Source organism: Acidobacteriota bacterium, from assembly GCA_009838525.1.
In the GTDB taxonomy this organism is placed as follows: Bacteria; Acidobacteriota; Vicinamibacteria; order Vicinamibacterales; family UBA8438; genus VXRJ01.
The window spans coordinates 66329-83984 of record VXRJ01000019.1 but is presented as its reverse complement, the minus strand read 5'-3'; the positions used below and the strand labels follow the sequence as shown (position 1 = coordinate 83984).

Genomic DNA, 17656 nt, shown 5'->3' with positions numbered 1-17656 from the left:
CGCGGGTCGCGCTCTCGAGCGACGGCATCGACTTCGAGACACGCCCGGAACGGCTCGGCCGAAGCTACATGCGGGCGTTCGCGTACGACGGCTACACCTACATCATGTCCATGCCGGGGCAGTTCTACCGCTCGCGCGATCCGCTCGGCGGCTTCGAGGAGGGGCCGCGCCTCTTCAACCCGAACATGCGGCATGCGGCGCTGCTGCGGCGCGGCGACACGTTGTACGTCTTCTGGACGGAAGTGGGGGAAGTGCCGGAGCACGTCAAGGTGAGCACGATCGATCTGGCCGGCGACTGGATGACCTGGGAGGAAACGCCGGGCGGGGAAGTGCTGCGACCCGAGTTCGACTGGGAGGGAGCGGATGCGCCGCTCGAGCCGTCCGTCCGCTCCACCGCGTACGGCCACGTCAACCAGCTCCGCGACCCGGCGATCTACGAGGAAGACGGCCGGATCTATCTCCTCTACGCGGTTGCCGGCGAGAGTGGCATCGCGATCGCCGAGGTTCAACTGGAGGGGAGGTAACGCCGGCGCTGGCCGGAACCGCAGCCCGGCGCCGCCCAGCCAGGGCGCGCGCGCCCCGGTTGGCGCGCGGGCGCCTTGTTCCTAGCCGGGGATCGGCAGTTCGGTCGTGAAGAACGGTTCGAGCGTGTCGATTGCCTCTATAGGCTGTAGGTCGACGTCCCAGCGGTACTGCCGGAGCACGATACGGTCGTGGAGGAAGTCGGCGATCGTGAAGCCGTGATCCTCGATCGGCGCCACTGCTTCCTCGATGTCGAGGTGGGCCGGCGGCGTCGAGCCGACGCCGCGCACGTTGCTGGGAAAGCCCCGGACCGAGGTGCCGATCGGGCCGCTCAGCACCGCCGTCACCGGATGCGCGTTCAGATCGACGGTGCCGGCGCGGTGGATCCGGCCCATGCCGATCGCGTGAAGGTCGCCGCTGACCACGAGAGGCACGCGTTCGCGCTGGGCCGCGATCGCACTGATCAGGCGGTCGTGCTGTTCGAGCCACCCTGGCTGCCACCAGGGCTTCTCGATGGCGGTGGTCAGCTCGCCCGTCTCCCGGTCGAGGATGTCGGGGTACCACTCGCCCCATTTCCCGGCGCTCCATCCGAACGGATTCGAGGGTGCGTGCACCAGGTGACGGACGTTCGCGTCCTGCGTCCGGTCGATCAGCCATCCTTCGACCTGCCGGTCGATGAAGACCGGGTTCGCGCCCGAGACGGTCACCGTCCGGCGGACGTCGTACAGCAGCACCTCGGCGAGATCGCCGTAGCGGAGGGTGCCGAAGCTCTCCGACAGGTCGCCACGGTCCGGCGTATGTGACCAGGGGAGTCCGACGGGGCGTCGGGGATCGGGGAGGAATTCCGGGTAATAGAGCGACTGTGTTGCGCGCGCGAGCTGCAACTGGAACCACGGGATCGGGAAAACGTCCGCGCCGTCGTTCTCCCAGTGGTCGTGATCGTCCTGCAGGAAGAAGATCGGCGTCGAGCGGAAGTCGGCGCCGTAGAGCGGGACGATCTGTGGTCCCGCCGCCGCCTTCAGCGCGGTCTCGTTGCTTCCGCCGAAGACCGAAGCGGAGAAGTCGAAGTTCGATTCGCGCGCGGCCGGGCTGAGCTGGCCGGGGTTCTCGCCCAGCCACGTGTGCAGGTCCCAGTAGATGTGATCGCCGTTGGCGACCGCCGCATCCGGCGCCTCCCGGAGCGCGCGGCGGAGCAGGCGGCTGCGGATGGCGGTCGGAAGGAAACCGCTCCGCTGGCCGATTCCCTCGTAGGTGCCGCTCGGGCCGCCGGCGCAGGTAAAGAAGAGAAGGCGGAACCTCTCGGGACTGGCGTCGCGTTCCGGGAAGGTCGAGATTTCCCACGGATCGCAGAGCGCACGGCCCCGGTTCTCCGCGAGGGAAAGCCGGTACCGCCGGGCGGGCAGGAGATCCGTGACGTGGAACTGCCAGAACTCGCCTGCGGTGTCGGACCGCCGCCCGTCGACGCGCAGTTCGATTCCGGCGCCGTCGGCCGCCTCGACGCGCAGCACCGGTGCGGCGCCGAGACGCCGCTCGAACGAGGCCTTCAGCAGGATCCGCGAGTCGCTCACCGAAGGGAGCAGGTGACGCACCCACCCCATGTCCCAGTCCGCCGCCTGGGGCGGCGCCGACTCCGCCAGAAGCCGGTCGAGCGGCCAGTGCCCGAAAACCGCCGCACCGAGGGCGCCGGCGCTGCCCGCCAGGAACCGCCGTCTATCCATCGCCCAGGGCCTCCGCATCACGCTGCGGGTAGAATAGCGCATGCCGCCCGGCGGGCCTGTACCTGGCGGATCGATGAGACGCGCGCAGTTTGCCCGAACGGTTTGCCGAGCCGTCGGCCTGCTGTCCGCCGTCTGCCTCCTCTTCGTCCCGGCGGCCGGCGCGCAGCCGGCTGCGGCACCCGAGCCGCCGGACCCGGAATGGCAGCGCGCGCTGATCCAGCGCTACTGCCTCACTTGCCATAACGACCGGCTGGAGACAGCCGGACTGACGTTCGAGGGGCTGGACCTCGCCCGGGTCGGTGAGGCGCCCGCCGTCTGGGAGACCGTGGTGCGCAAGCTGCGTGCCGGCGCCATGCCGCCGCCACCGCGCCCCCGGCCGAACGCGGCAACGTACGATCGGTTCGTCGCCTGGCTGGAAACCGAGCTCGATGGGGCCGCGGCCGCCGACCCCAATCCGGGGCGGACCGAAGCGTTCCATCGTTTGAACCGGACGGAGTACCACCACGCGGTCCGCGATCTGCTGGATCTCCCTATCGACGTCGCCGAACTGTTGCCGGCCGACGGTGCCAGTTACGGCTTCGACAACATTGCGGGTGTGCTCGGGCTGTCACCGACACTCCTCGAGCGCTACCTCGCCGCGGCCCGCAGGATCAGCCGCGTCGCGGTGGGACGGCCGGCGCCGTCGGCCACCGCCGAGGTCTTCCGCCTGCCGAGCGACCTGTCCCAGGACGACCGCATGCCGGGGCTGCCCTTCGGTACACGCGGCGGCGGACAGTTCCGCCACAACTTCCCGGAGGATGGCGAGTACGTAATCGCGGTCAGCCTCGCGCGCGATGCGGGCGACGCGCTCGCCGCGTTCACCCTCGAGCACGCGCTGGAGCTAAGCCTCGACGGCGAGTTGATTGGCACGTTCACGGTCGGTGAGCCACCACCCGACGCGCCGCGCGACAGCGACGCGTACCGCGACTGGCGGGCGCGGCAGCGCAACGCCGACGCCGATTGGGAAGTGCGGGTGCCGGTCGGCGCCGGACCCCACGTGCTGCAGGCAACTTTCGTCCGGCAGACGTACGCCTATCCCGAAACGCAGCGCCAGCCCTACCTGCGGCCGTACACGAGCATCACCGGCGGCGATACGCGCGTTCAACCGTACCTCGGCAGCGTCACCGTCACCGGGCCCTACGCGGCGACCGGCGCGCCCCCGGCGGATACGACGCCGAGCCGGCAGCGGGTCTTTTCCTGTCGACCGGAGGGAGACTCGGCGGAAGTGGCGCGGGAATGCGCGCGCACGATCATGGCCCGCCTTGCGCGACAGGCCTGGCGCCGTCCGGTGTCGCCCGACGAGGTCGACAGCCTCCTCCGTTTCTACGATGAAGGGACGGCCGACGGCGGTTTTGAGGCGGGAATCGAGATGGCGCTGCGCTGGCTGCTCGCCAGCCCGGAGTTCGTCCTGCGCGTCGAGCGCGATCCGCCAGGGGTGGAACCGGGCGAGTCGTATGCGGTGAGCGACCTCGAACTGGCATCGCGCCTGTCGTTCTTCCTCTGGAGCAGCCTGCCGGACGACGAGTTGCTCGCCGCCGCGGAGGCCGGCCGTCTCCGGAATCCGGACGAACTGGAGCGCCAGGCGCGCCGGATGCTGGCCGACGAGCGCGCCACGGCGCTCGTTACGAGCTTCGCTGGCCAGTGGCTCTACCTCCGGAACATCCCGGCCGTGGTGCCGGACGAAGACCTCTTCCCGGATGTCGGCGAGGGACTGCGCGACGCGATGTTGCGGGAGACCGAGCTGTTCGTGGAGCACGTTTTCCTGGGGGACCGGAGCGTGCTCGAGCTGCTGACCGCGGATTACACGTTCGTCAACGAACGGCTCGCGCGGCACTACGGCATCCCGGGCGTTTACGGCGGCGACTTCCGCCGCGTCGCGCTGGCGAACGAGGCGCGCCGCGGCCTTCTCGGGCACGCGAGCATCCTGTCGGTCACCGCCTATCCGAACCGGACGTCTCCGGTGCTGCGCGGCAAGTGGGTACTGGAGAATCTGCTCGGCACGCCGCCTGCCGCGCCCCCGCCGGACGTCCCGTCGCTCGAGGAGACGGCGGGCGACGGCGCGCCGCTGTCGATGCGCGAGGCAACCGAACTTCACCGCGCGGCGCCCGCTTGCGCCAGTTGCCACCGGTTGATGGATCCACCCGGCTTTGCCCTGGAGCAGTTCGATGCGGTCGGCCGCTTCCGCACCCGCACCGTGACGAATCAGCCGATCGATGCGACCGGCGAGTTGCCGGACGGAACGACTTTCGACGGCGCCGCCGGATTGCGCGATGCGCTGCTGCGACGGCCGGACCGGTTCGTCGGCACGCTCGTGGAGAAACTGCTGACCTATGCGCTGGGCCGCGGCGTGGAGTACTACGATGCCCCGGCGGTCCGGGCGATCACCCGCGCGGCCGCGGCGGAGGACTACCGTTTCTCGGCGATCGTCACCGAAATCGTCAGGAGCCTCCCGTTCCGGATGCGAACCGCATTGCCCCGGCCCGCCGCCGTGGCAGAATAGGCGAAGCCATGATCATCACCAGGAAGACGTTGTCGCGTCGGACCGTGCTGCGTGGACTGGGGGCCACGCTTGCGTTGCCGCTGCTCGACGCCATGACGCCGCCGCTCGCCGGCCTTGTCGGTCACGCCGCGACGCCGGTCCGCCGCCTCGGATGGGTCTACATCCCGAACGGCATGTCGATGGGGGCCTGGACGCCGCCGACCGACGGGCCGCTGGATCTGTCACCAACGCTCAGTCCGCTCGCCCCCTACCGTGATCGCATGGTCGTGCTGAGCGGTCTGGCGCAGGGGCAGGCGGAAGCGTTGGGTGACGGCAACGGCGAGCACACGCGCGCTACCGCCACCTGGCTGAACGGTGTCCATCCCAGGGAGACCGAAGGGGCGGACGTCCGCGCCGGCATGACGGCGGACCAGATAGCCGCGGAGCAGCTCGGCCGCGAGACGCCGCTGCCGTCGCTCGAGCTGGCGATCGATCGCGACTTCCTGGTGGGTAACTGCGAGAACGGCTACTCCTGCATCTATATGAACACCATCGCGTGGCGGACGCCGACAACGCCGCTTCCGATGGAGAACAATCCGCGCGTCGTCTTCGAACGGCTGTTCGGCGAGGGAGGATCGACGGCCGAGCGTCGCGTGCAGTTCCGGAAGGACCGGAGCATTCTCGACGCGATTGCGGATGACCTGCATCGGCTCGAGCGGGAGGTGGGTGCGGGCGACCGGGCGCGCGTCACGCAGTATCTGGACGCGGTCCGCGCGATCGAGCGGCGCATTCAGCTCTCGGAGCGCAGCGACGCGGAGTTGCCCTCGCTGGATCGCCCCGTCGGCATTCCGGAGTCGTACACCGAGCACGTCGGGCTGATGTTCGACCTCGCCGCGCTGGCCTGGCAGGCGGACATCACGCGTGTTTTCACGTTCATGCTGGGACGCGAGTTGAACGGGCGCGCCTATCCGGAGGTCGGGATCCCGGAATCGCACCACGGCCTGTCGCACCACCGGAACGATCCGGAGAAGCTGGCGCAGCTTGCAAAGATCAATACGTTCCATGTCACGCTGTTCCGCGACTTCCTCGAGACGCTTGCGGCGACCCCGGACGGAGACGGGACGTTGCTCGATCAGTCGCTCGTGCTCTACGGCGCCGCACTGAGCGACAGCAACAAGCATCTGCACTACGACCTCCCGCTGCTGCTGGCGGGCGGGAGCGGCGGACAGCTCCAGGGGGGACGGCACCTCCGCTATCCGCGCGACACGCCGATGACCAACCTGCTGGTGAGCCAGCTCGACAAGGCGGGTATCCGCCTGGATGACGGCCTGGGCGACAGCACGGGCCGGTTGACGGAGCTGGCCCGCCTGAGCGGCGTCTAGTGATCGTCTGCAGCGACCGCTTCCATCATGCTCGCCCTGCTGTTGGCGGTAGCGATCGCGCCGGCCGCGCAGATTGACGGCGACGGCGCGACGGCGCTCCACGAGGCGGCCCACGCGGGCGACCTCGCCGCGGTCGGGCGGCATCTGGAGGACGGCGCGGCGGTCGATGCGGCAACCCGCCACGGCGTAACCCCGATCGCGTTGGCCAGCGCCGCCGGCCATCCCGCCGTTATCGAGGCGCTTCTGGCCGCCGGCGCCGATCCGAACCAGGTCTCGCCACAGGGCGAGACACTCCTCATGCTGGCGGCGCGCACCGGCATCGTGGCGAGCGTCGAGGCGCTCCTCCGTCATGGCGCCGGCGCGTCGGTCCACGCCCGTGAGAGCTGGCGCGGGCAGACCGCGCTGATGTGGGCCGCGGCCGAGGGTCACGCCGCCGTCGTGGCGCCCCTCGTCGGGGCCGGCGCCCGTATCGATGCGCGCTCCGACGGTGGATTCACGCCGCTCGCCTTCGCGGTTCGGGCCGGTCGCGGGGCCACGGTCGACGCTCTCCTCGACGCCGGCGCGGATGTCAACCTGGAGCTGCCGGATGGGACGAGTCCGCTCCATCTCGCCGTGGTGAACGCGCACTACGGCCTCGCGATCCGCCTGCTCGACCGGGGAGCCGACGCCGCCGCGGACGGACCGGGCTGGACGCCCCTGCACCAGTTGGTCTGGACCCGGCGTCCGAACCGCCACTACAACAATCCGTCGGCAATCCCGTCCGGCCCGGTGACCGATCTGGAGCTGGTCCGGGCCCTGGCGGCGCATGGCGCCGACGTCAACGCGCGGCAGACCGGGGAGCCGCAGGACGGCTATCGCAACATGCTGAACCGGGCCGGAGCGACGCCGTTCCTGCTCGCCGCGAAGGCGGTTGACGTCGAACTGATGGGGATGTTGCTCGAGTTGGGCGCCGACCCGATGACGGCGAACGAAGACGGCACGACCGCGTTGCTCGTGGCGGCCGGCGTCGGCATCTGGTCGGCGAGCGAGAGTCCGGGCAGCGCCGCGGAAGCGTTGGAGGCGGTCAAGCTGATGGTGGAGCTTGGCGACTCGGTCGCCACCGTCGACGACAATGGCGACACCGCGCTGCACGGCGCGGTGATGCGCGATGCGCCCGAACTGGTCCGCTACCTGCTCGATCGGGGAGCGCCGCTCAACGCGGTGAACGAGCGGGGCTGGACGCCGCTCACGATTACGCAGGGCATCTTCTACGCCAACCTCGGCCGGCGGTTTCCCGAAATGGAAGCGCTCCTGCTCGGATTGGGAGCGACGTCGCCGACCCCGCCCGATCCCATTCGCTGAGCGTCACCGGCGGTGCGCCGGCGTCCACGCCCGCATCGACTGGTGTTCTCTTGCCCGCCTGGAGGCCGGCGGACCCCTAAATGAGGTGTCCCGTCCAGCGGCCGGCGAGAATGATGCCCGCCCAGAGCAGCAGCGAGATCCCGCCGGCCAGTTTGGCCGCCATCGGTGTGTCGGCGGCGGTATCCCACACCGTTACGCCTCGAAACGTGCGGAACTGAAACCACGCCATGTTCAGGCAGGCGAGGGGGAGCAGCAGGAACTTGATCTGGAAGGCGGTGTTGTCGACGTAGCCGGTCGCCCGGGTTGCGAACAGGCCGAAGCCGGTGATGGCCGCAACGACGAATGCTCCCCAGGTCCACGGGATCAGCTTGCGCGTTACCTGGCTCGCCGGATAGCGGAGCGCGGCGAGTCCAAGGAGGCGCAGATCGACCATCATGATGGAGCCGACCACCAGGCCGATCGCGATGACATGGATCGACTCCAGGAACGGGAACCACCACGTGAAACCGATGTGCTGGGCGATGGGATGGTCCTGAATCCACTGCCAGATCGATGGGTAGGCCGCGAGTTCTTCCCAGGCGAACGGAAAGTAGAAGGGGTCGGTGATGTACTCGGAGTAAGCGATCCAGCGCCCGGCCAGCATGACGCCGATCCAGCAGCAAAGGGACACCACCGCGATCGCGCGGGCCGTCCCCAGCCGGGCTGGCGTTCGCTCCCAGTAGCCATGCTCTCGCCGGTTCATCCACCAGATGGCGAAGGCCATCGCCACCGCCGGAATGAGGCAGGCCAGCTTGAAGCTGACGACGGGGTTGTAGACGTAGCGGACGGGCCGCGCGAGGACGAAGAGCGAGCCGGTCACCAGGTTCACCGCGAGCGCCACAAAGGTCCACGGCAACAGCCGGTGGATCATCTCGCTTACGTTCTGGTTCCGGAGGGCGAGGCCGAGAAACCGGAGATCGACCATGCCAATGGATCCGACAACGGCAGCGATCCCGAGGATGTGGAACGACTGAGCGATCGGAGGGAGCCCGGGGACGGTGCTGAGCAGATAGACCATCCACTCCCGGGTGGGCGATTCCGCGAGCAGTTGCGCCAGGGTGTCCCGCATGTCGGCTGCATCCTATACTACGGACAGAACCCTACGGACAGAGGAGGCTCCCGTATGCGTAGAGTGTCTTTCCCGACTGCCGCGTTCGCCGCGCTCCTGGCCCTGGCAGGTCTGCTTGTCGGTTGTGGCGGCGGATCCGAGCCGCCGGCGTCGGCGCCGATCCCGGCGACCGAGCCGCCGCCCGCCCCTCCGGCGGCGGCGATGCTGCCGGACGAGATCGTGGCCGAGCGGGGCGGCTTCATCCCGGAAGGGGTGGAGTTCGACATGATGAACGGCCGGTTGCTTACCGGCTCGCTCTCCGAGGGCTCGGTCTACGAGGTGCATCCGGACGGACGGGTGACGCCGCTGGTCGAAGACGAAGAGCTGGTTTCCTCGGTTGGGATCGAGGCGGATGAGCCACGCGACCGCCTTCTGGTCGCCAACGCCGACCGCTCGGTATTCCAGTCGGGCGGCATGGGGCAGGCGAAGCTGGGCGTGTACAACCTGACGACCGGCGAGCGCATCACGATGGTCGATCTCGCCGCGGTGGCCGAAGCGGGCGACGACGCCGTTCACTTCGCCAACGACGTGGCGGTTTCCGATGACGGCACCGCCTACGTCACCGACACGCGGCTGAACGCGTTGTATCGGGTGACGGCCGACTACGAGGCGTCGCTCTTCCACCGGTTCGACGATGGCGGCGCCGGCCCGAACGGCATCGTCCACCATCCTGGGGGCTATCTGCTGGTGGCGCGCGGCGCGACGCTCTGGAAGGTGCCGCTTGCCGATCCGGCGGCGTCGTCCGAAGTGACGCTGCCTCAGGAAGTGCCCGGTCAGGACGGAATGGTCTGGAGCGCGGGGCGGCTGGCGATAGTCAGCAACTCGGCGAACCAGGTGGTGGCGCTCACGAGCGACGACGACTGGGCGACGGCGAGCGTCGCGGGAGTCGCACCGTTCGAGACACAGGGGACGACGGCGGCCGTCGTCGGTGACGACGTGTATGTCGTCCACCCGCACTTCGCCGACGAGGATCCGCCGAGCATCACGCGGGTCACGTTCGAGTAGCGGTTAGAGGCGACGATGAAGCGGATTCTGGTACTCGGTGCTCTCGTCATGGCGGCCGGTTTCTCGGTCGCCGTCAACTCGGAACAGCAGCTCACACAGGCCGCGCTCGATGCGGCGGTCATCGAGCAGGTGCGCGACAACCTGTACGTCATCACCGGATCGAGCCCGCTGAACCGCGAGGCGTTCAGTGGCGGTAACACCGGCGTCTACGTCGGCGCCGAGGGCGTCACGCTGGTCGACACCAAGCTGGGTGGTTGGGGTCCCGCGCTCATGGAGCGGATCCGGACGGTCACCGACAAGCCGGTCACGACGATCATCAACACGCATACGCATGGCGACCATGTCGGCAGCAACATGTTCTTCCCCGAGGAGGTGGAGATCGTCGTCCACGAGAACACCCGCCTGAACATGGCGGGGATGGACATCTTCGCGGGCGACGGGGCGCGCGGGTTGCCGGACCGGACCTACAACGACCAGTTGACGCTGGGATCGGGAGCCGATCGGATCGAGCTGTACCACTTCGGTCCGGGCCATACGAGCGGCGACACGTTCATCCTCTATCCCGGCCTGCGGGTCCTGCAGATGGGCGACATGTTCCCCTGGCAGGATGCGCCGTTCCTCGATCGGAACAACGGCGGCAGCGGCGTCGAGTTCCCCGAGACGCTAAGGAAGCTCCTCGATAACGTGGATGGATTCGACACGGTCATCCCGGGCCATATCCCGGTGACGACGCCCGACAGTCTGGAGGAGTACCAGCGGTTCACGGCGGACCTGCTCGGGGCCGTGCGCGAGGCGATTGCCGACGGCCAGACGGCAGAGCAGGCCGCGGCGTCCATCGACCTGACCAGCCAGTACGAGGGCTACCGGACGGAGCGGATGGCCGCCGCGATCCAGGCCATCTACGAGGAACTGGGCCAGTAGGGTCGACCGACGGGCAGGGGACCGCGGATCGCGTCGTGTGGGCCGCTCAGTCGGGCAGCGCGAAGGCGTAGTACTCCGCGCTCGACGGAGGTCCCATCCGGCCGCCGCCGGCGGCGATGACGACGAACTGGCGCCCGCCTGCCGCATAGACCGCCGGCGTCGAGAAGCCAGCCGCGGGCAAATCCGCGTGCCACAGTTCCGAGCCGTCGCGCGTGTCGAACGCGCGGATCCTCCGGTCCGGCGTCGCGGCGATGAAGATCAGTCCGCTGGCGGTCACGACCGGGCCGCCGTAACTCTCGGAACCGAGGCCCTGACCGATGGTCTGCGGATAGTCGCCGAACGGCACCTGCCAGTCGAAGTTGCCCGTCGCCAGGTCGACTGACGTCAGCGTGCCCCAGGGCGAACGGTTTCCGGGCAGGCCGTCCTGATCGCGTAGCCAGGTGTAGCCGCCGAATGCGTAGTCCACCTCGGTCGACGGAGGCAGGTCCTCTTCCTCCTCCGGATTACGGATGTACCGGATGGCGGCGCGGATCTCGACCTCGTCCAGATGGGCGAAGCCGTTCATGCGTCCTCGCCCGTTGCGGACAACGTCGTTGATTTCCCGCGCCGTCAACCGGTCGTCGATGTCGATGAGGCCAGGGCCGACCTCGTTGCCGGCCCGGTCGGCGCCGTGGCAGGCGCCGCAGTTCTCGGCATAGACGGCACGTGCGCTGAAGCCCACGGGAATCTCGTAGAGCTGCAGGATGGCGCCGATCTCGGACGAATTGACGATCAGCCGATGGGTGGCCGGGTCGAAAGCCGAGCCGCCCCATTCCTGGCCCCCGTCGTAGCCGGGATACATCATCGATCCCTGCAGGCTGGGCGGCGCCCAGGGCCGCTGATCGAGGCGGTCCCAGATTGCGCTCACGAAGTCGATCGATTCCTGGCTGCGGGTCGTCATCTCGAAGCGCTGCCGCGTCAGGGCGATCGACGACTCCGGCTGCGTCGTCACCACCACCTCGCCCGGTATGTCGCTCGGGGGCGCCGTCACCTCGCCGATGTCGTAAAGCGACTCGCCCGTCTCGCGGTCGAACAGGAAGAGGTGGCCCGACTTGCTGGTGACCGCGACCGCGTCGATGGTCCGGCCGTCGCGTTCCAGTTGCACGAGGGTCGGAGGGGACGGCAGGTCGCGATCCCACACGTCGTGCCTGATCGTCTGGTAGTGCCAGCGCCGTTCCCCGGTCCGGACGTCAATCGCCAGCACGCTGTTGGCGAAGAGGTTGTCGCCGACCCGTGAGGCGCCGTAGAAGTCGGGAGTTGCCGATCCGGTCGGCGCGAACAGCAGGCCGCGCTCGGCGTCGAGGGCCATGCCGGTCCAGGTGTTGGCGCCGCCCGCCACCTCCAGTGAGCCGTCAGCCCACGTTTCCGAGCCCGGCTCTCCCGTACGCGGCACGTTATGGTGCCGCCAGACCAGCGAGCCGTCGATGGCGCTGTAGGCCGATATCGCGCCGGGCAGCGCGTCGGCCGCTTCACTGGTGGAGAAGCCGAACACGAGCAGGTCCTCGAAGACGATCCCGGGCACCGTTACCCGGAGCGGGCCGTCCCGTTCCATGGTGGCCGACAGGTTCATGATGCCGTTCTCGCCGAAGTCGATAACCGGTTGTCCGGCCGCCGGATCGAGCGCGACGAGGGAGTCGTTCCCGGTGAAGAACAGCCGCGCGACGGTGCCGCTGGGGGTCTCGCGCTCCCACCACATCAGCCCGCGCTGGGGCGCGCCGTCGAGGCCCGGGTCGTAGCGCCAGAGCTCCTCGCCGGTAGCGGCGTCAAGGGCGAAGGCGGTGAGTGTCGGCGACAGGCCGTACAGGACGCCATCGACGACGAGCGGGCTGGTGTACATCGTCGAGTTGCCGGGGCGCAGCTCGCCGGAGTCGTAGGTCCAGGCCAGCTCGAGCCGATCGACGTTCTCGCGCGTAATCTGCTCCAGCGGCGAGTAGTGACGCCGCCCCACGTCGCCCAGGTACGTCGACCAGTCCGTATCGGGCGGTCCCTGCGCCTGTCCGGCCCACCCAAGCCCGAGCGCCGTGACGGCGAGAAGCAACACCAGGACCGCCAGGTGGATGACAGTTCTCATGCCGGCCACTATCGCGTACCGTCCGCGCTCGCGCAAAGCCATCGCAGCCCCTACCGAAGCAGGGATCCATCTGCCCCGTACGCGACCTTCAACGTGAACGCGTCCGGCGCCGGGCCGTCGCGCCAGAGCCGTTCGAGCCGTGCCATCGCCTCGGTGGTCGTCGGCCGTTCGCCGTCGGCGATCCACCACATCGCCAGCGGCGCCTTCGGAGGGGGCAGGAACCACTCGCGGCGGCGCCGAAGGAAATCCACATGCTCCGTCTGATAAACGTAGCGTCGCAGGTCCGCGACGGATCGCCAGATCGACAGGTTGAAGAGGACCCTCGGGTCATCGAGGACGCGCACGCCGGTCGCGTCTCCCGCCTCGGTCTGAAACCGCCAGACGAAGCCGGGCGAGTCGTCGCCGATCCGGTTGATGCGATCGATCTCGTCCCGCATCGGCGCCATCCGCGGGTCTTCGAGGGGATACCGCATCCACGCCAGATTCGTCTGGGCGAGTTCCACGTCGGTATCGTATGCGCACGAGCCCGGATCGGACTTCTGCAACCGCTGGCGGTTACTATCGGTGGGTGCGGGTTGCCGGGATGATCGCGCTGGGCGGCGTAGTGGTGTGCGCATGTGCGGGAGGGGCGCCGGAGGTCGACATCGAACCCGGCGTGCCGCTCGATCTGGCGGAGGCGCGGGCGGCGGCCATCCACGATCTGCGTTATGACGTCCGGTTCGCCCTGCCGGCGTCGCGCTCCGAGGCGATCGAAGGGCACGTGACGGCGACGTTCACCTGGGAGGGCACCGGGCCCGTCGTCTTTGATTTCGCAGCGCAGCCGGAGCACGTGCACGCGGTTCGCGTCGGAGGCTCGCCGGTAGAGCCGGATCTGCGCAATGAGCATCTGATCGTCCCGGTGCCGGGCGGAACGGGGCCGGTCACCGTCGAGGTCGACTTCACGGCGGGCGACGGGTCGCTCAACCGCCAGGACGACTTTCTCTACACCCTGTTCGTGCCGGACCGCGCACGCGTTGCCTTTCCGCTCTTCGATCAGCCCGACCTGAAGGCGCGGTTCCGGCTGCAGCTCGACGTGCCGGCCGGTTGGCGGGCGGTGGCCAACGGATCGCTGGCCTCACGCGAGGATGGCGGCGACAGGGCGCTCCTGACGTTCACCGAAACCGACCCGATCAGCAGCTATCTCTTCGCCTTCGCGGCGGGCGAGTTCGAGGTGGAGGAAGCCGAGCGCGACGGCCGGCGGATGGCGATGTATCACCGGGAGACCGATCTCGACAGGGTCGAGCGCAATGCCGGCGCCGTCTTCGACCTGCACGCGTCAGCCCTGGCGTGGCTGGAAGAGTACACCGGCATTCCGTTCCCGTTCGAGAAGTTCGATTTCGTGCTGGTGCCAGCCTTCCAGTACGGCGGGATGGAACACCCCGGCGCCATCTTCTACCGCGCTGACGCGATGCTGCTCGACGAGAGCGCCACACAGAACGCGTATCTCGGGCGGGCCAGCCTGATTGCGCACGAGACGGCCCATATGTGGTTCGGCGACCTGGTCACCATGACCTGGTTCAGCGACGTCTGGATGAAGGAGACCTTCGCCAACTTCCTGGCGGCGAAGATCGTCAATCCCGCCTTCCCGAACGTGAACCACGAGCTGCGTTTCCTGCTCGCGCACCATCCGGCGGCCTACGGCGTCGACCGCACCGCCGGGGCCAACCCCATCCGGCAGCCGCTCGACAACCTGAACGAGGCGGGCACCCTCTACGGAGCCATCATCTATCAGAAGGCGCCGATAGTCTTTGCCCACCTGGAGAGGTTGATCGGCGAGACCGCATTGCGCGACGGATTGCGCGAGTACCTCGCGGCCCATTCCTATGGCAACGCAGGCTGGGCCGACCTGATCGCGATACTGGACAGTCGGACAGCCGAGGATCTGGCGGCTTGGAGCCGAACGTGGGTGGAAGAGAGCGGCCGGCCGCGTGTCGGCGTGCGGCTGGAGAGCGACGGGGCGACAATCGAGCGCCTCGCGGTGCAGCAGGCTGACCCCGCGGAAGCGGGACGTCTCTGGAACCAGCGACTGGATCTGCGGCTGGGGTACGCCGGCGAGCCGCCGGAGACCCTGGAGGTTCACTTGCGAGACCCGGAGGCGGTTGTTGCCGAGGCGGTCGGGCGTCCGGCTCCCGACTACGTTCTGGCCAACGGCGGCGGCCTCGGTTACGGGCTCATGGCGCTCGACCCGCGCACGCGCGACTACCTGCTGGCGGAACTGCCGAGCATCGACGACCCGCTGACACGGGCCATCGGTTGGGTGTCCCTCTGGGAGTTGCTTCTGGAGGGTGAAGTCGACGCCGAGGCGTTGATCGATCTTGCCCGTCGCGCGCTGCCGGCGGAGACCGACGAGCAGAACATCTCACGTGGCCTCGGCTATCTGACCTCGGCCTACTGGCGCTACCTGACGCCGGAGCGCCGGACGGCGCTCGCGCCGGAGATCGAGGTGCTGCTGTGGCGCGGGACCACCGAGGCGGACAGCCGCAGTCTGGCCGCGGCCTGGTTCGGCGCCTACCGCAACGTGGCCCTCTCCGCGGACGCGGTGGCTCGTCTGGAGCGCATCTGGCGGGAAGAGGAAGCAGTGCCCGGCCTGCCGCTCGCCGAGCGGGACTTCACGGCGCTCGCCCAGGGGCTTGCGGTTCGGGGAGTGGTGTCCAGCGCCGAGATCCTCGCGGCGGAGCGAGACGGAATCGACAATCCGGATCGGCGTGCGGCGTTCGAGTTCGTGATGCCGGCGCTGTCCGGTGAACGCGCCGCGCGGGATGCTTTCTTCGAGTCGCTTGGCGATCCCGCCAACCGGGCCCGCGAACCCTGGGTGCTGACCGCGCTGGGCTTCCTGCATCACCCGCTGCGGGCGCGCGAATCGGAACCCTACATCCGGCCGAGCCTCGACCTCCTGGAAGAGATCCAGCGGACCGGCGATATCTTCTTCCCCCTGCGCTGGCTCGATGCGACGCTGGGTGGGCACCAGTCGGCGGGCGCGGCCGCCATCGTCGAGCAGTACCTGGCCGACCGCCCGGATCTCCCGCCCCGTCTCCGCGCCAAGGTGCTGCAGGCGGCCGACGGGCTTCTGCGCGCGGCCAGCATCGTCGACACGCCTCGGTGAACGCCAGGTCGCTTCCCCTGGGACAACGGGGGCACTACGTCATGGGGTGGTGTTGCGGTATTAGCGCAAGACCCAGTGGACGCCGGCGATGACCGTTGCCGCGTTTAGACCGAGGTTCTCTCCCCTGGTGCCCGCGTTCGAAGTGTGGTGGTTGCGGAACTCCAGAATAAGGCCGGGTCCGCGGGGAGGAACGGTGCGGACCCCAACCCCGTAGACGAGCTGGAAGTTGAAGACGCGGTCGACCTCCGGCACGTCGAGGGACGTCCATAGCAGTCCGGCGATTCCGACGACGTAGGGCGTCCACGGGCGGTCACGCCAGACGTGATAGCGGCCGCCGAGCCCGGCCAGGCCCGCGCTGACGGCAGTAGCCGGGCGGTCGTACAGCAGCAGCGTTCCCTCGCCGTAGATCTCGAGGTGGTTGGTCACAAAACGGCCGAGTTGCGGATGGAGAGCAACGAAACGGATGGGGCTCTCGGTCTTTCCGTAGCCGGGAATTGCGTAGCGCCAACCGTGGCCCCAGCCGGCGGCCAGGCTGCGCGTCCAGTTTCCGGCGGCCAGACGGGGCGTCTGGGCCGAGGCCGCATCTGGCCCGAGGGCCATCAGAAGAACAAGCGCGGCGACTCCTGCCCAGTGAAGGCAGTGGCGGCGGTCGAGGTAGGGCGCCACGGTCCACCATCATAGAGCGGCGTTCGATTACCATGTCTCCCGATGAGGCGACTGGTTCCCTGCGTGCTGCTCGTTGCCGCCTTCGTGTTGGCGGGGTCCGGGCGTGCGGTGGCCCATCCGGCCCCGTTCAGTTTCGTGGACGTCCGACTGGCGTCGCTGGAGGGCGGCGCGCCGGAGCTGGACGTGACCGTGGTGGTCCACGTCTGGGACGTCGCTTACGAGTTCGATCTGGACGATCCGGCGCTCGCGCTCAATCCCGACATCCTCCGCCCGCGCGGCGACCGGCTGGCCGCGATCATCACCGAGCGTCTCCGGATGCTGGTGGATGGGCAACCCATCACGTTGGACGGCTGGTCCGACCCCGAGCCGCTGCGCGAACGCCAATCGGTCCGTCTCCGCGCCCGTCACCGGCTCGACGACCGGCCCGGTTCGGTCGAGGTTTCGACGCAGTTGTTCCCGTACGACCCCAATCACCAGACGTTTCTGAACGTGTACGAGGACGCCGAGCTGATGACGCAGGCGATCTTGGGCGGGGAAGACACCAGCTACGAGTACTTCACGGGGACGCGCCAGGGCGTCTGGGCGGTCATGCAGCGCTTCGTGCCGTCAGGCGTTCACCACATCCTGATTGGCCCGGACCACATCCTCTTCCTGATCGGCCTCCTGCTGCTGGGCGGCCGGGTACGACAGCTCGTGCTCGTCGTGACCGCGTTCACGATCGCGCACTCGGTCACGCTGACCCTCGCCGTGCTCGAGATCATGACGCCCTCGGCCCGGATGGTCGAGCCCATCATTGCGCTCAGCATCGTCTACGTCGGCCTGGACAACCTGCTGTCGCGCGGCGGGAAGGACATGCGGGTCTGGATCGCCCTGGTGTTCGGCCTGATCCACGGCTTCGGATTCGCGAGCGTCCTGCGGGAGATGGGGTTGCCGACCGGTGCGATCGGCTGGTCGCTCTTTTCGTTTAATCTTGGCGTGGAGGTAGGGCAGCTCACGATCGTCGTCGTGGTTGCCGCGCTCCTGGGGGCGATCCGGGCGCGCAGTCCGATCGCGGGCCGGCGCCTGATGGTGGCCGGATCCGTCGCGGTTGCCCTGGCCGGCGCCTTTTGGTTCGTGGAACGGGTCTTTCTGTCGGGGGGAATCGTATGAGAGGGTGGAACATCGCGACCGCCCGGCTGATGGAC

At 68.7% G+C, this 17656-nt stretch carries 12 protein-coding genes; 7 read left to right on the top strand and 5 right to left on the bottom strand.

Annotation, left to right across the window (positions count from 1 at the left end; genetic code table 11):
• Positions 1-605: 605 nt before the first annotated feature.
• The gene (locus F4Y45_10180) at positions 606-2240 is read right to left on the bottom strand and encodes a hypothetical protein (protein ID MXY24875.1); all 1635 of its coding nucleotides are present in this window, start codon (positions 2238-2240) and stop codon (positions 606-608) included.
• A 40-nt stretch (positions 2241-2280) separates the two neighbouring features.
• Here F4Y45_10180 and F4Y45_10175 point away from each other — a divergent pair, with 40 nt between their 5' ends.
• Genes F4Y45_10175 through F4Y45_10165 form a run of 3 tightly spaced genes read left to right on the top strand, consistent with a single transcriptional unit; the run spans position 2281 to position 7481 of the window.
• Positions 2281-4779, top strand: a complete 2499-nt coding sequence (locus F4Y45_10175; GenBank protein ID MXY24874.1) for a DUF1592 domain-containing protein — start codon at positions 2281-2283, stop codon at positions 4777-4779.
• Positions 4780-4787: 8 nt separating this feature from the next.
• On the top strand, positions 4788-6140 hold the full coding sequence (locus tag F4Y45_10170) for a DUF1552 domain-containing protein (protein MXY24873.1): 1353 nt from the start codon (positions 4788-4790) through the stop codon (positions 6138-6140).
• A gap of 27 nt (positions 6141-6167) precedes the next feature.
• A complete protein-coding gene (locus F4Y45_10165) occupies positions 6168-7481 on the top strand; it encodes a hypothetical protein (GenBank protein MXY24872.1) in 1314 nt (437 codons plus the stop codon).
• A gap of 76 nt (positions 7482-7557) precedes the next feature.
• Here the strand turns inward: F4Y45_10165 and F4Y45_10160 are convergent, their stop codons facing one another.
• Complete coding sequence (locus tag F4Y45_10160) at positions 7558-7932, bottom strand: hypothetical protein (GenBank protein MXY24871.1); 375 nt, start codon at positions 7930-7932, stop codon at positions 7558-7560.
• Positions 7933-7950: 18 nt separating this feature from the next.
• Here F4Y45_10160 and F4Y45_10155 point away from each other — a divergent pair, with 18 nt between their 5' ends.
• Positions 7951-9633 (top strand): SMP-30/gluconolactonase/LRE family protein, encoded by a 1683-nt coding sequence (locus tag F4Y45_10155; protein ID MXY24870.1) that lies wholly within the window; start codon positions 7951-7953, stop codon positions 9631-9633.
• Between the two features lie 15 nt (positions 9634-9648).
• Positions 9649-10554 carry an MBL fold metallo-hydrolase gene (locus F4Y45_10150; protein MXY24869.1) on the top strand — a complete coding sequence of 302 codons (906 nt, stop codon included), beginning with the start codon at positions 9649-9651 and terminating at the stop codon, positions 10552-10554.
• A gap of 46 nt (positions 10555-10600) precedes the next feature.
• Here the strand turns inward: F4Y45_10150 and F4Y45_10145 are convergent, their stop codons facing one another.
• Positions 10601-12706 (bottom strand): PQQ-binding-like beta-propeller repeat protein, encoded by a 2106-nt coding sequence (locus F4Y45_10145; GenBank protein ID MXY24868.1) that lies wholly within the window; start codon positions 12704-12706, stop codon positions 10601-10603.
• Between the two features lie 8 nt (positions 12707-12714).
• On the bottom strand, positions 12715-13281 hold the full coding sequence (locus tag F4Y45_10140; protein ID MXY24867.1) for a DUF3291 domain-containing protein: 567 nt from the start codon (positions 13279-13281) through the stop codon (positions 12715-12717).
• On the opposite strand from F4Y45_10140, the gene F4Y45_10135 reads away from it, so the two are divergent.
• Positions 13179-15806, top strand: coding sequence for an aminopeptidase (locus F4Y45_10135; GenBank protein MXY24866.1), 2628 nt, complete (start codon positions 13179-13181; stop codon positions 15804-15806). The genes F4Y45_10140 and F4Y45_10135 overlap by 103 nt on opposite strands.
• A 60-nt stretch (positions 15807-15866) precedes the next feature.
• On the opposite strand, the gene F4Y45_10130 is transcribed toward F4Y45_10135, so the two are convergent.
• Positions 15867-16472 (bottom strand): acyloxyacyl hydrolase, encoded by a 606-nt coding sequence (locus F4Y45_10130; GenBank protein ID MXY24865.1) that lies wholly within the window; start codon positions 16470-16472, stop codon positions 15867-15869.
• Positions 16473-16514: 42 nt separating this feature from the next.
• Here F4Y45_10130 and F4Y45_10125 point away from each other — a divergent pair, with 42 nt between their 5' ends.
• Positions 16515-17621 carry a HupE/UreJ family protein gene (locus tag F4Y45_10125; protein MXY24864.1) on the top strand — a complete coding sequence of 369 codons (1107 nt, stop codon included), beginning with the start codon at positions 16515-16517 and terminating at the stop codon, positions 17619-17621.
• Positions 17622-17656 lie beyond the last annotated feature (35 nt).